The sequence below is a fragment of the Nocardia sp. NPDC055165 genome (assembly GCF_053606985.1).
This window is the reverse complement of the sequence record NZ_JBSGSS010000005.1, coordinates 116643-129861: the sequence shown is the minus strand read 5'-3', so window position 1 is coordinate 129861 and position 13219 is coordinate 116643. Positions and strand designations below refer to the sequence as shown.

The 13219-nt window shown below is 69.2% G+C and carries 13 protein-coding genes; 6 read left to right on the top strand and 7 right to left on the bottom strand.

Features of this window, described 5'->3' with window-relative positions; genetic code table 11:
* Nucleotides 1–142: 142 nt before the first annotated feature.
* The 3 genes from ACWFRF_RS12540 to ACWFRF_RS12530 all read left to right on the top strand — a co-directional run bounded on the left by ACWFRF_RS12540 (nucleotide 143) and on the right by ACWFRF_RS12530 (nucleotide 4027).
* Nucleotides 143–1810 carry a DNA repair helicase XPB gene (locus ACWFRF_RS12540; protein ID WP_378990517.1) on the top strand — a complete coding sequence of 556 codons (1668 nt, stop codon included), beginning with the start codon at nucleotides 143–145 and terminating at the stop codon, nucleotides 1808–1810.
* A gap of 99 nt (nucleotides 1811–1909) precedes the next feature.
* Nucleotides 1910–2575 carry a DUF3239 domain-containing protein gene (locus ACWFRF_RS12535; RefSeq protein WP_452450018.1) on the top strand — a complete coding sequence of 222 codons (666 nt, stop codon included), beginning with the start codon at nucleotides 1910–1912 and terminating at the stop codon, nucleotides 2573–2575.
* A gap of 60 nt (nucleotides 2576–2635) precedes the next feature.
* Nucleotides 2636–4027, top strand: a complete 1392-nt coding sequence (locus tag ACWFRF_RS12530) for a M1 family metallopeptidase (RefSeq protein ID WP_378990515.1) — start codon at nucleotides 2636–2638, stop codon at nucleotides 4025–4027.
* On the opposite strand, the gene ACWFRF_RS12525 is transcribed toward ACWFRF_RS12530, so the two are convergent.
* Nucleotides 4024–4872: a hypothetical protein gene (locus ACWFRF_RS12525; RefSeq protein ID WP_452450016.1), complete on the bottom strand. Its 849-nt coding sequence runs from the start codon at nucleotides 4870–4872 to the stop codon at nucleotides 4024–4026. The genes ACWFRF_RS12530 and ACWFRF_RS12525 overlap by 4 nt on opposite strands.
* Nucleotides 4873–4970: 98 nt before the next feature.
* On the opposite strand from ACWFRF_RS12525, the gene ACWFRF_RS12520 reads away from it, so the two are divergent.
* Nucleotides 4971–5483 (top strand): LppU/SCO3897 family protein, encoded by a 513-nt coding sequence (locus ACWFRF_RS12520; protein ID WP_378990514.1) that lies wholly within the window; start codon nucleotides 4971–4973, stop codon nucleotides 5481–5483.
* Here ACWFRF_RS12520 and ACWFRF_RS12515 read toward each other — a convergent pair.
* Entirely contained in the window at nucleotides 5480–7771 is a 2292-nt protein-coding gene (locus ACWFRF_RS12515; RefSeq protein WP_452450014.1) for a helicase-associated domain-containing protein, read from the bottom strand. The two genes, ACWFRF_RS12520 and ACWFRF_RS12515, sit on opposite strands and share 4 nt — an antisense overlap.
* Before the next feature lie 39 nt (nucleotides 7772–7810).
* On the opposite strand from ACWFRF_RS12515, the gene ACWFRF_RS12510 reads away from it, so the two are divergent.
* A complete protein-coding gene (locus tag ACWFRF_RS12510; protein WP_056818634.1) occupies nucleotides 7811–8002 on the top strand; it encodes a hypothetical protein in 192 nt (63 codons plus the stop codon).
* 65 nt (nucleotides 8003–8067) lie between these two features.
* Here ACWFRF_RS12510 and ACWFRF_RS12505 read toward each other — a convergent pair whose 3' ends face one another.
* Together ACWFRF_RS12505 and ACWFRF_RS12500 are read right to left on the bottom strand one after the other, a co-directional pair.
* On the bottom strand, nucleotides 8068–8676 hold the full coding sequence (locus ACWFRF_RS12505; RefSeq protein WP_452450012.1) for a transglycosylase family protein: 609 nt from the start codon (nucleotides 8674–8676) through the stop codon (nucleotides 8068–8070).
* Between the two features lie 373 nt (nucleotides 8677–9049).
* Nucleotides 9050–9286 (bottom strand): hypothetical protein, encoded by a 237-nt coding sequence (locus ACWFRF_RS12500; protein ID WP_378990511.1) that lies wholly within the window; start codon nucleotides 9284–9286, stop codon nucleotides 9050–9052.
* A 162-nt stretch (nucleotides 9287–9448) separates the two neighbouring features.
* On the opposite strand from ACWFRF_RS12500, the gene ACWFRF_RS12495 reads away from it, so the two are divergent.
* Complete coding sequence (locus ACWFRF_RS12495; RefSeq protein WP_358071059.1) at nucleotides 9449–9874, top strand: cold-shock protein; 426 nt, start codon at nucleotides 9449–9451, stop codon at nucleotides 9872–9874.
* Nucleotides 9875–9931: 57 nt separating this feature from the next.
* On the opposite strand, the gene ACWFRF_RS12490 is transcribed toward ACWFRF_RS12495, so the two are convergent.
* From ACWFRF_RS12490 to ACWFRF_RS12480, 3 genes are all read right to left on the bottom strand, one after another.
* The gene (locus ACWFRF_RS12490) at nucleotides 9932–10462 is read right to left on the bottom strand and encodes a DUF2771 domain-containing protein (RefSeq protein ID WP_378990510.1); all 531 of its coding nucleotides are present in this window, start codon (nucleotides 10460–10462) and stop codon (nucleotides 9932–9934) included.
* A complete protein-coding gene (locus ACWFRF_RS12485) occupies nucleotides 10459–12357 on the bottom strand; it encodes an MFS transporter (protein WP_452450010.1) in 1899 nt (632 codons plus the stop codon). Before ACWFRF_RS12485 ends, ACWFRF_RS12490 begins: the two co-directional genes overlap by 4 nt.
* A 69-nt stretch (nucleotides 12358–12426) precedes the next feature.
* Entirely contained in the window at nucleotides 12427–13203 is a 777-nt protein-coding gene (locus ACWFRF_RS12480; protein WP_452450009.1) for a glutaminyl-peptide cyclotransferase, read from the bottom strand.
* Nucleotides 13204–13219 lie beyond the last annotated feature (16 nt).

Here is a 13219-nt window from a genome sequence, read left to right as displayed (position 1 = left end):
ACAGGGCGAGTCTTACGAGCCCGTTCGGGGCCGCCCCCTCGATCAGCGCTCGAAGCGCATGCGCCGCAGGCGCGAGTCTCGAGTGCTGAATCGAGGGGTTGCAGGCGCCCCGAACCCGCGGCCCCGGCCGCAAAGGAGTCCAGTGACCGACGGTCCGCTGATCGTGCAAAGTGACAAGACTCTGCTGCTCGAGGTCGACCACGAGCTGGCAGGTAACGCCCGGCAGGCCATCGCGCCGTTCGCGGAGCTGGAACGCGCCCCCGAGCATGTGCACACCTACCGGATCACGCCGCTGGCGCTCTGGAACGCCCGCGCGGCGGGCCACGATGCCGAGCAGGTCGTCGACGCGCTGGTGAACTTCTCGCGGTACGCCGTGCCCCAGCCGCTGCTGGTCGACATCGTCGACACGATGGGCCGCTACGGCCGGTTGCAGCTGGTCAAACATCCCGCGCACGGGTTGTGCCTGGTCAGCCTGGATCGCGCGGTGCTCGCGGAAGTGCTGCGGCACAAGAAGATCGCACCCATGCTCGGCGCCCGCATCGACGACGACACCGTGATCGTGCACCCGTCCGAGCGCGGCCACATCAAGCAGATGCTGTTGAAGATCGGCTGGCCCGCGGAGGACCTGGCCGGTTATGTGGACGGCGAGGCGCACGACATCGGCCTCGACTACACCGAGGGCAAATGGCACCTGCGCGACTACCAGGAGATGGCCGCCGATTCGTTCTGGGCGGGCGGTTCCGGCGTGGTCGTGCTGCCGTGCGGCGCGGGCAAGACGATGGTCGGCGCGGCCGCGATGGCCAAGGCCAAGGCGACGACGCTGATCCTGGTCACCAATACCGTGGCGGGCAGGCAGTGGCGGCGCGAGCTGCTGGCGCGGACCACGCTCACCGAGGAGGAGATCGGCGAATACTCCGGCGAGCGCAAGGAGATCCGTCCGGTCACCATCGCCACCTACCAGGTCATCACGCGCAAGTCGAAAGGCGAGTACAAGCACCTCGAGCTGTTCGACAGCCGCGACTGGGGCCTGGTGATCTACGACGAGGTGCACCTGCTGCCCGCGCCGGTCTTCCGGATGACCGCCGACCTCCAGTCGCGCCGCAGGCTCGGTCTCACCGCCACGCTCGTGCGTGAGGACGGTCGCGAGGGCGATGTGTTCTCGCTGATCGGCCCGAAGCGCTACGACGCGCCGTGGAAGGACATCGAGGCGCAGGGCTGGATCGCACCGGCCGACTGCGTCGAGGTGCGGGTGACGCTCACCGACGCGGAGCGGATGGCCTACGCCACCGCCGAGCCCGAGGAACGCTACAAGCTGTGTTCCACCGCGCGCACCAAGATCCCGGTGGTCGAGTCCATCCTGGCCCGGCACCAGGGTGCGCCGACCCTGGTGATCGGCGCCTACCTGGATCAGCTCGACGAGCTGGGCGTCGACCTGAACGCCCCGGTCATCACCGGCGCCACCAAGAACAGGGAACGCGAGGCACTGTTCGACGCCTTCCGCTCCGGTGAGATCCCCGTGCTGGTGGTGAGCAAGGTCGCCAACTTCTCCATCGATCTGCCGGAAGCCTCGGTGGCGGTGCAGGTTTCGGGCACCTTCGGTTCCCGGCAGGAAGAGGCCCAGCGCCTCGGACGGCTGTTGCGGCCGAAACAGGATGGGGGACAGGCGCATTTCTATTCGGTGGTCGCGCGCGACACGCTCGACGCCGAATACGCCGCGCACCGGCAGCGCTTCCTGGCCGAGCAGGGCTATGCCTACCGCATCGTCGACGCCGACGACCTGCTCGGCCCGCCGATCGGGGACGGCGTGTAGCACTGTTCGCCAGGTCAAAGGGGGGTAGCGTGCGGTGTGTGATCCCCTCGGCAGATAAGTGGAGGCAATTCCTCCGCAACTTGTGCTAGGAAGGAAGGCGTGCGCCGCTTCGAATTCGTGGTCGACCGTGAACACGCTCATGCGGTGAACGAGACGTTCACCGGATTACGCAGGTTGCGCCTGGTGGCCCTGCTGGTCGCCGGTCTCGCCGTCGCGGCCACGGTGGCGCTGGTGTGGAGCGGGCAGGCGTGGGGATTTCTGCTCGCGGTGGTGTGCGTGCTCATCGCGGGCATCGCGCTGTGGGTGGCGTTGTGGACGCCGCATCGCTCCAGCATCGAAAAGCTCTACCACGACGGTGTGCTCGTCCCCGCCGTCGTCAGCGATGCCGAACCGGGCGCCATCGTGTTGCTCGCACTGGTCGATATCGCCGAACCCACTGCGCCGGAGCGCAGTTGGGCCTTGATCACCCGCAAGGTGCGCACGCTGCCCGGACACGCGCCGCGGCCGGGTGAACGGGTGCCCGCCGTCGCGGTGCGCACCGACCGTGCTCCGCGTCAGGTCGGCGAACGCTGGCAGCTGGTCACCGCCATGCCGATCGCCTGGGGCACGCGCGACGACGCGGTGATCGAGCGGGCGTGCGACGCCATCAACGAGGTCGAATGGCGGCTGCTCACACAGAACCTGGCGCTGGCATCGCGGGTGAAACGCACCGCGACCAAGCGCCTGCTGCTCGACCCACAGCACCTGCCCTCCGACCTGGGCTAGCCGCGCACCTGCGACGATGGTTCGGTTCGTGCGATCCGGTCGACGAAAGGTGTCCGCGACATGCGCTGGTCGGCCGGGTTGTGCGTGGTGTTCGCGCTGGTGGCGCTGGGAGTTCCGCCGGTAGCGGCGGATTCAGCCCTGATCGGGGCTCCGGGGCTGGGTGATCCGTACTATCCGCTCGACGGGAACGGCGGCTACGACGTCACCCACTACGACGTGTCGATCGACTACGAACCCGGTGCTCACCATCTGCGCGGCACGGCCCGCATCGACGGCCGCGTCACCCAGCCGCTGGCACAGTTCAACCTCGACTACAGCGGACCCGAGGTGCTGATGGTGACCGTCAACGGTCAGCCCGCGGGGTTCGCGCACGACGGTGAGCACGAGCTCGTGGTCACGCCACTGCTACCGCTGCCGCCGGGTCTGCCGATGCGGGTCATCGTCGACTATGCCGGCGCAGCCGCCGACACCGAGGGCGAAGGCTGGACGCACGCGCCCAACGGTGGTGCGTTCGCCGTCGGCGAGCCGCACAGCGCGAGCACCTGGTACCCGCTCAACGACACCCCCTTGGACAAGGCGACCTTCACGCTGCACGCCACGGTGCCCGCCGACTGGGAGGTCATGTCGATCGGCGACCGCACCGAGCACGTGGTGCGCGACGGCCGGTTGCACACCACGTGGGAGACACGACAGCCCACGATCGGCTACCTGACCACGGTCGCGGTGGACCATTTCACCTTCCTCGAACAGCGGCGCGCGAACGGCACCGCGGTGCTGAGCGCGTTCGCGCCGGAATCCGACGGCAATCGCGAAGACGAGCAGCGGCTGCCCGAAATCCTCGACTTCCTCGAAAGCCTTTACGGTCCTTACCCGTTCGATGTGGCCGGTGGGATCTATGTGGATACCGAGCTGCCGTTCTCGCTGGAGACCCAGACCCGCCCGACCTACGCGCCGTGGACCGATCTGAACACCGTGGTGCACGAGCTGGCCCATCAGTGGTGGGGCGACACCATGTCGGTGCGGCACTGGTCCGACATCTGTCTCAACGAATGCTTCGCCAGCTACACCGCCGACTACCTGTGGCCGGAGCGGATCGACCATGCCGATGTGGACACCGAGTATCGCGAGACCATCGCGCAACACCTCGACGATCCCAAGTTCTGGAAGATCGCGCTGGCCGCGCCGGGCGCGGGCGACGAATTCACGTCCGTCTACTATCGCGGGCCGCTGTTCCTGCACGCCCTTCGCAAGTTGCTCGGTGAGGACGTGTTCTTCGCCGCGATCAAGGATTTCGTGAACGCGCATCGCGACGGCCACGCCTCGATGCCGGAGTTCCGGGAGTTCCTGCAGAGCCGGACCTCGATGCCGCTGGGTGAGTTCCTGGCCGAATGGCTGGACGGGACGAGACCGCCGCGCGACGCGTTCCTCTACCCGGGCACGCTGCACCCCTAGTCGTCGGTGAGCCGAGCGCGGGCGCGCTCGACCCAGCGCTGCATGCGATCGAATTGACTACGCGCGGCAGTGAATTCGCCGCGCGCTCGATGTTCGGCGGTGTGGGCGAAGTGGCGTTGCTGCTCCGCGTGCTCGAGTTCGGCGCGGAGGCTGGCGATGCGGGTTTCGATCTCGTCGAGGTCGGACTTCGCCTGCGTGGCAGCGGCTTCGGCCTCCTCGCGATCGGTGCGGGCGGCCGCCAGGCCGGATTCGGCGTCGTCGAGTTCCTGCTGGGCCTGCGCACGACGCTCGGCTTCGGTGTCCTTCGGGGCCGAGCGGGGTTTGCTCGCACGCTTGGGGGTGGCCTTGCCGCCGGTGATCGCGACCAGACCGGCCGGGCCGAAGCCGTCATAGGTGACCGTGGTGGGCAGCACTCCGGCGCGAACCAGATCGGCGACATCGTGGTCGGCCAGCGCCGCGGTGAGGGTTTGACCGACCTCGCGCAGCACCTGTTCACTCGCCGGGCGATCGTGCTCGGCGGCCAGTTCGGCGGCGCGCTTGGTCATCGCGTTCACGACCTGTTGACGCTGGGTGCCCAGAGCGCGCAGCTTGTCGCCGGAGAGCTGACGCTGGGCGGACCGCAGGGCGTCGCCCAGATCGAGCAGGGCGGCGATCTCCTGCGGTGCGTGCCGGGCCAGCAGGTTGACCGTCCAAGCCGCGACCGTGGGTTTGCGCAGGGCGGTGATGGCCTCGGCCAGGTCGCGGTCGCCGTCGGCGCGGGCCTGGGCGGCGCGTTCGGCGCGGGTCGACACGAAGTCGCCGGGGTCGAGGGTGTACAGCTCGCCTGCGACGTCGTCGAGGGTCATCTTTGTGATGGTAGACAGGTTGCGCTACGGGGGAGCGCGGGCGCGGGGCACTTGGGTATCGTCACCGGCGGTTGTGTTCACCCTGAACCGTTCGGTGAGTGAGGTTTTCAGTGATTTTCCCGGAGAAGCGGCTGTTGGCGCGGATCGTGCTCGGGCCGGTGGCCGCGATGGCCCTGGTCGGAGCGGTGGTTTCGTGCTCCTCCGATGATTCGTCGTCGGCCGGTGCTGTCGCGGTGGGGTCGTGCGTGGAGGTCAGTGACAACGCTGCCGACGCGATGAAGGCGACGGTCGGTGACTGCTCGTCGGCGAAGTCGAACTACCGGATCGTGAAGGTCGGGGCGGACTGCGCCGCCGACAACGCCGCGTTCAACGGCACGGTCGGGGACGCGAAGAGCACGCTGTGCCTGGCGCCGAATTTCGCCGAAGGCAGCTGCTACGCGGAGGCGGGGAAGCGGCCCGCGGAGTCGGTCGACTGTACGGCGGCCGAGGCTTCGTTCAAGGTGGTCAAGCGGATCGACGGGCAGACCGACGAACTGCTGTGTGGCGCGGACGCCACGCAGTTCCGGACGGTTCCCGACCCGAAGACGACCTTCTGCCTGGCCAAGCCCTAATCGAGCAGGGCCACCGACGCGATGCGGTGGAGGGTGAAATGGCGGGTCGCCCCGCTCACCGGGTCCACCGCGTCCAGTTGGCCGTTGCCTACCCGCAGCGGCTCGACCACCCGCTGGGTGGCCACGCCCTGGGCGTCCACGTAGCCGATGTTCACCGGTCGGCCGACCCTCGCCGCCAGCTGGAGCAGCGCGAGGGTGGCCGCGGTGCCGGTGCGGGTGCCGTCGGTGCGCACCGAGCGACCGGTGCGGGCGCCCGCGGCGCGTTCGCCCGCGCGGAGTTCGGTGACCAGCTGGGCGAGCTGGTCGTCGTTCGGCGGGGTCGGGCGGTAAGGCCTGCGGGCCAGCGGGCGGACCGAAATCCGCGCGCCGCGGGGACGCAGGTCCACGATGGTGCCGCCGGAATCCTCGCCCGCGGGGGCGAAGCCCGCCTTGCGAAGCTGGTCGAGCATCTCGGCCAGGGGCGCCAGGGCAATCGCCACAGTGGGGGCGATAGCGCGCAGCGCCAGGGTTTCGGCCACGGGCGCGGCGAGGACCTGGGCCAGCAGCGCCGGATCGTCGCTGCGCAGGAACGACTGGGCCATGCCCACCCTGAGCTGGCCGTGGCGGCGGGCGACGTCGTCGATGAGATAGGTCAGCGACTGCGGCACGGGGGTGCGGGAGTGGGTGGCGAACAACGCGTGCAGTTCGGCGGCGGTGAGGCCGGCGTCGAGCGCGCGGCGGACCGTGGCGTCGCTGACCCGGTACACGGTTGCGGCGCCCGCTGATTCGACATCGGCGACCAGGGCGATCTTGGCGCGCAGTTCCGGTACCAGCGGACCGGGGGCGATCACCGTGAGGTCGGCCTGGACCAGGACGTGGTCGACCGGTTTCGGCAGCGCCGCGGCCATTTCCGATTCGGCGTCGGCGACAGAACCGTGCAGCAGGGCCCGGCCCGCCGAGTCGAGGGCGCCACGGCCGAGCAGGCCGACGACTGCCGCCTCGGCGAGGGTCGCGGTGACGGCATCGAGGCGGAAATGCCTGCGCCGGCGTGGCATTCGCCAAGCCAGCAGTTTGCCGATGTCGGCGGGAGTCACCGCGGTACCGGTCGGATACTCGGCGAGCAGGCCGAGGATCGCCGCACGATCGCGCACCGCATGGGGCACGCGCAGCTCCGCGGACAAGGCCGCGATCGGCTTGTCGGCGGCGTCGCGCAGGCCGATCATCCACGGCATCCGATCCAGCTCCAGCCACGCCTGTGCGAGTGTCACCCAGCGGGTCGCGGGCGGGGCGTCGAGCCAGGAATCCGCGGCGGGCGTCGGGGCCCAGAAGTCGTCGGTGGAGTCGAGGTCGGGGGTCGGTTCGGGCAGGCCCTTCTCGACGAGTTTCGCGGCGGCGAGCAATTCGAGCAGCAGGCCGGTGCGTTGTTCGTCGATGCCGGTCTGCTTGGCCAGCCTGCGCAGTTCGCGCACGCCGAGTCCGCCCGCGCGCAGGGCGGGGGCGGGCAGCGCGCCGAGCGCGTCGATCAGGTCGCCCGCGTCGCGCAGCAGTTCGCCGACCTCACCCGCGCCGACTGCGTTCACCTCGGTGGCGGCGTTCTTGACGAGGGTGGGTTTGGGTGGGGCGAGCGCGTGCGGGTCGGTGACGGGTTCGCCGCGCAGAATCTGGCCCACGGTGACGGGCAACTCCACGGTCTCGTCGTCGATCCGGTGCAGCAGCCGGGCGGTGAGCAGGCGAGGCACGGGCCGGTCGGGATCGGTGCCGGGTGCGGCGTCCCTGGTGCGACCGCGGGGGCCGGTGGTGGCGAGTTTGTCCAGCAGCGCGCGTTCGGGCGGGCTCGCGGTAGCCAGCGCGGCCGCTACCTCGGGCTCGGTGAGCGCGTCGGGCAGCGCTGTCGTCGCGCCCAGCGGCCAGGGCAGGGCTTCGGCGGCGCTGGGTGTGAGGTCGAGGTCGTCGCCGATCTGCCATACGAGGGCGCGGTCGAGCAGGCGGGTCAGCGCGGCGGTGAGCGCGGTCTTGGTGACGCGATCCTTGAGCTGCGCGTGCAGGGTGGTGCGAGTCAGCGGCGTGAGTTCGGCGCCGATCGTGCGGGCGTCCTCGTTGGCCGTCAGCGCCTCGATGATCGCGAACTCGAGGGTGTCCAGATCGTCGGCGGCACGCAACACCGATGCGCGCTGCTGAGCGCGCACGGCGAGCACCGACATCGACGCGGGCAGCGGGACCGCCAGGTCGGGCCGCAACTGCAGCAATTTCACCAGCTGGGCATCGGTGCGCGCACCGAGCCAATCGGCGAGAGAGTCTGTCGCGATCACCGATCGAGCCTACGTGGTTGGGTATGCCAGAATGAGCCGGTGGTGAACAAATCGAAGAAACCCTACGTCGACAACGGCTGGCCCGAGGTGGCCGACGGCGAGCACGCCGTGACCGAACTGTCGTCGACCCGCGCCGGTAATCTCTCGCCTTTCGGTGAGGACACCGAGTTTCCCGTCCCGGCCGCGACGCTGCCGTACGTACACCCCCAGACCACCATCAACCGGGTGTAATTCGGACGAGAAAGACAAGAGCCCGCATCCTCGAGGATGCGGGCTCTTGTTGTGTATGCGGGCGATCAGGAGGGCAGCAGACCCTTGTTCGCCTGGAAGAAGTCGATCACGGCCGGGTCCAGCTGAGAACCCTTGGCGGAGTTGACGAAGTCGAGAGCCTGCTGCGGCACGGCGATGCCCTGCTGCTGCACGACGGTGAGTGCGCGGTCGACGGCCGAGAACACTTCCTGGCTCGGATCCTGGACCTGCGGCACGGTGACCTGCGGAGCCCAGCTCGGCGCCGAGGGAGCGACACGCTCGGACGGTCCGCTGCTCAGACCCAGCTGCGAGGAGCAGGAGGGCCAAGCGCCCCAACCCTGGGAAGCGAGAACCTTTTCGGCGACCACGATCTGCTGTTCGCGGGTGGCCTGGTTGGCGGAGGCGGCGTAGTCGCCACCGCCGTGTGCGGTCCAGGTGGAGGGCGAGAACTGCAGCCCACCCTGGAAACCGTTGCCGGTGTTGATACCCCAGTTGCCGCCGGCTTCACACTGTGCGAGGCGATCCCAGTCGGAGTCAGGGGCCGCGCTGGCGTTTCCTGCGAGGGCAGCGGCTGCGGTGCCGAAGATCGCGCCGGTGACGGCGACCTTGGCAGCAGTGCGCCCGGTGGAAGTCGGCTTGCGGTGGCGTCCACTCATATCGGGTTTCTTCCTCTCGTTCGCACCTGCATGTGGCCCGGACTGAGAGGTCTCCCGGTCCGCCCTCATCCCTTGTTTCCAATCGGGGTCCGGTACCCGCGGGGTGAGGTTCGGTGCGGCGGGCCGGTGGTTCCGGGGGTTACCCCGGCTGAGAGAAACGGTACGACGGTCAGCGGCGAATGTCACTATTTGGTAACCGGCGGGTCCCGGTGGGTCTCGGGGTCGTCTCAGGGTGATCCCTGATGTGTCCGCGCAGGTAGTCGCGGTGCCGAATGTGCGCGACAGCTGTGCGCTCACTTCGTGACCGTGCCGTTATGTGACGAAGGTCACATGTTTGGCTGGATGATATTCGGTGGGGTATTCGGTTGACGCGTCAACGCGCGCGTCGGCCCGACCACAACGCGAAAACCAGCGCGAGCAGGAAGCCGACGGGTGCGAGCATCGCCAGGCCGTAGAGCCACAGCCCCGGATCGCTGTCGGACACGATCGGCGTCACGAAGATCGCGATCACCGCCAGAATTCCGGTACCGAACAGGACGAGGGCCACGTGCAGCAGGCGATCGCCGGAGCGTCGCGGACCGGGCGAGGCCGGATCTGGTGAATTCGTCACCGATGAACCGTAAAACTGATGTGCTCGCGATATAGCCACCGGGGTAGACTCGCAGCACATCGCGTCCCGCCTTGTTGGGGGGCGCGTTCTTTTCGCGACAAGCAAGATTGTGTAACCCGGGCCACAAGGGTTCGGGTGCCGAATGATGAACGGGTGAGCGCAGTGCCGACCGGCCGGGTGAAGTGGTACGACGTCGAGAAGGGCTTCGGCTTCCTGTCTCAAGACGAGGGCGAGGACGTCTATGTCCGCTCGTCCGCGCTGCCCGAGGGCGTCGAGGGACTCAAGCCCGGACAGCGTGTCGAATTCGGCATGGCCGCCGGTCGCCGTGGGCCGCAGGCGCTCAGCGTGACGGTGCTCGAGGCGCCGCCGACCGTCGCCCGCGATCGTGACCGTGGGCAGGCGCCCGCACGCAAGGACGCCGGGCCCCGCAAGTCGCCCGACGAACTGCACGGCCTGGTCGAGGACATGATCACGCTGCTGGAGAGCACCGTGCAGCCGGATCTGCGGCGGGGCAAGTACCCGGATCGCAAGATGTCCCAGCGTATTTCCGAGGTCGTGCGGGCCGTGGCTCGCGAACTCGACCACTGACGGTTTCGCGGAACCGGCCCCGAACGAATGTCGTTCGGGGCCGGTTCCGTTTCGGGCTCAGGACTCGCGAGGTTCGGGCTCGGGAGTGACGATCGACCAGGCGGCGTGCGGGATATAGCTTTCCTGCCCGGTGGCGATGTCACGGGCCAGGATCGGCAGCTGCACTTCGATGCCGATCAGGCGCAGGTCCGGTTCCGGCTTCGACTCGATGGTGAGTGCCCTGGCGCGGTCCGGGTAGTCGGCGAAGCTGAGCACCCGGTCCAGCTGCTCGCCGCTGGGGCGCTGGTAGATCAGCTGGATGAGCCAGGGCGATTCGGCGACCGCGTCGGGCAGCGAGAGCTGTACGGGTTCACCGGCGGGGACCTCCAGCGGCGTGGTCTCGCCGTACCGGCAATTCTCCATCCGCACCGTGCAGTACATGAACGGGTCGACAGTGATGGTCGTGCCGTGCGCGTACGCGGTGAGCTGCGGGGTGTGCGCGGGCGCCTTCGATACCGCCACCCCCACCCACACCGCGGTCACCGCGACGACCGCGAACAGTCCGGCCGCGACCAGCGCGACGATCGTTCGAGCGTTGAGCTTGCTCACCAGGTGGGGTCTCCTGTCCCTCTCGGATGGGTGTTGGGCACTTCCTGCTCGACGTGCTGGGGGCGATTGCCGCCCAGACCCGGCAGCAGCGAGTGCCCGGTATAGCTGACGAACGTCTGGAGCAGTCCGGCCAGCAGGATCACGCTGATCAAGGCGAAACCCTTCCAGTATTCGATCGGCATCAGCACGCCGGCCGCCCCGCCGACGACCCAGCTCAGTTGCAGCACGGTCTCCGAGCGGCCGAACCCGGACGCGATCGATTCCGGCGGGAGATCGTCCTGGATGGCGGCATCGAGGGAGACCTTCGCGAGCGCGCTGGCCGCGGAGGCCACCAGTGCGGCTACGGCGGCGCCGAACAGATTCCCGGTGAACGCGGCGAACAGCGCGACCACCGCGCACGCGCCGGTGCAGCCGAGCACCACCGGCGACGGCCTGCCCAATTGCAGCCGGGCGCCGGTCGCGTTGCCGCCGAAGTTGCCGATGGCCGCCGCGGCGCCGACCAGGCCGAGCATCGCCGCCTGTTCGCTGGGACTGCCGCCCGATCCCTTGGCGACGAAGGCGATGTAGAAGGTGAGGAAGCCGGTGAGCACGCGAATCGAGCTGTTGCCCCACAGGCCGGTCACCACGGCGCGGCCCAGCGGCTGACGCCGTTTGCGCGGCGGTACCGCGGACTGCTCGCCGCGGTGGATGACCTCGGTGTGCGCGTCGGGGCCGTGGTAGGTCAGCGTCGCGGGGACCTCGCCCTCGGTCACCTCGACCCAACGCGGAATACGCAAGCTGAGGAACACCCCCGCGACGGCGATGCCGGTGGCGAAGATCAACGCGCCGGTGGAACCCGCGATCAGGGCGGTGAGCGCGGCCAGGGCGCCCGCGCCGATGGTGCCGCCGACCAGGCCGAACACGGTCAGCCGGGAATTGGTACGCACCAGGTCGATATCCGGTGGGAGCACGCGTGGCGTCACCGCGCTCTTGAGCACGGCGAAGGATTTCGAGCCGACCATCATGCACAGGGCCAGCGGATACAGGCCCCAGGTGTCGATGTTGAAGATCAACAGCAGCGCGAAGCCCGCGCGCAGGCCGAAGGTTGTCGCCAGCGCGAGCCTGCGTCCGCGTTGCAGCCGGTCGAGCAGCGGGCCGATCAGCGGCGCGATCAGCGCGAACGGCGCGATGGTGATCAGCAGGTACAGGGCCACCTTGGTTTTGGATTCGGCGGTGGCGCTGGCGAAGAACAGGGTGTTGGCCAGGGCGACCGCGATCGCGGCGTCGAGCGCGAAGTTCGCCATGGTGGCGTAGGTGAGCGCGGTCAGGCCGGACTGGTCGGCGCCGTCGGCCTTGGCGGCGCGCTGGAAGGTGGCGATGCCGCGTTCGGTGAGTTCGCGGCTGCGCATGGCGGCTACGCGGGTGACGGTGAGTTTCCGGGGGACGCGCTGGTTGACCTGGTCGTCGACGCCTTCGTCGCGAGGAAAGGGACGGGTACCCGCCGGGCCGGTGTCGTCCCCGGGGTGGTCGGAGCGCCCTTGCTCGTCGCGGGGTGCGGGGGGTCGGCCCCGATCGTCGACCGGCGGCCCGTCGTGCGGTTGCTCGGCGCGTGGTGCGGCCGGTCGGCCCCGATCGTCGAAGGGCGGACGCCGCTTCGGGTAGTCGTCCGGCGTGCGTCCGGCGGGCGCCGCGTTCGGCACGGGCGTGGTCGGGGCGGCCGGGTCGACGGGGCGGTGGCGTCGGAACAGGCTTTTCGACCGGACCGTCGGCGGCTCGGCGGGCAGCGGCCGTTCGGGCCGGGGGAAGACCTTGCGCGGTGCGCGCGGCGGGTACTGCCCGTAGCCGGGGTGTGGGTCGGCGGCAGTACCGTCCCGGCGACCACGGTCAGGACCGGATGGATCGCGGGGCGTAGTCACAAGTCCAATTCTGTCGCACTCGGGCGGCGCGTGTTCACTCGCGCCGCGGCAATGTCGGCCACACCCGGGTTATTTCCCGACGAAACGCACTTCGAACATGCGCGGCCAGTACTTGCCGGTCAGCAGGAACCGATCGGTGCCGGGCAGGTGAGCGATGCCGTTGAGCACATCGGCGCCCGCCCGTTCGGCGGGGGTGAGCAGTCCGCCCGCCTCGATGACGGCGAGAATCCGGCCGGTCTCGGGATCGATGTGCAGAATCTCGTCCGTCGGGTAGTTGTTCGCGTAGACCGTGCCGTCTTCCGCGCAGTCCAATTCGTTCGGCTTCGGATCGCGGTAGCCGGACAGCGTCACCGAACCGGTCTGCGCGAAGGTCACCGGGTCGCGGAAGGTGAGTGTGCCGGTGCCGTCGCTCATCACCAGCCGCTGTGGCTGTGCGCACAATCCCCAGCCCTCACCCTGATAGTCGGCGCGACCGGTCTCGGCCAGGGTGACCGGGTCGCGGGCGATGGCGAAACCGTCCTGCCAGGTCAACTGCCACACGATCGCGCCCGCCCTGGTCATGCCCTCGCCGAACACGCGACCAGGCAGGTCGACGCGCGCTGTTTCGGCGCCCGTGCGCTGGTCGGCGGCCCGCGCGGTCGACACGCCCCACATTCCGGTGCTCTCGTAACGGAGGCCGTCGACCACTTCCAGACCCTGGGTGAAGGCCTGCGGATCGTGCGGTGACGAGCCGATCACTTCGACTCGTAACCGCGTCGGTCCGGGCTCCTCTGGACCGCTACAAGCCCCCGCGCCGAGCACACTGACCAGCACTGCGACGGCCAACGAACTGCGATTGCACTTCATACGGCAAAATGTATGC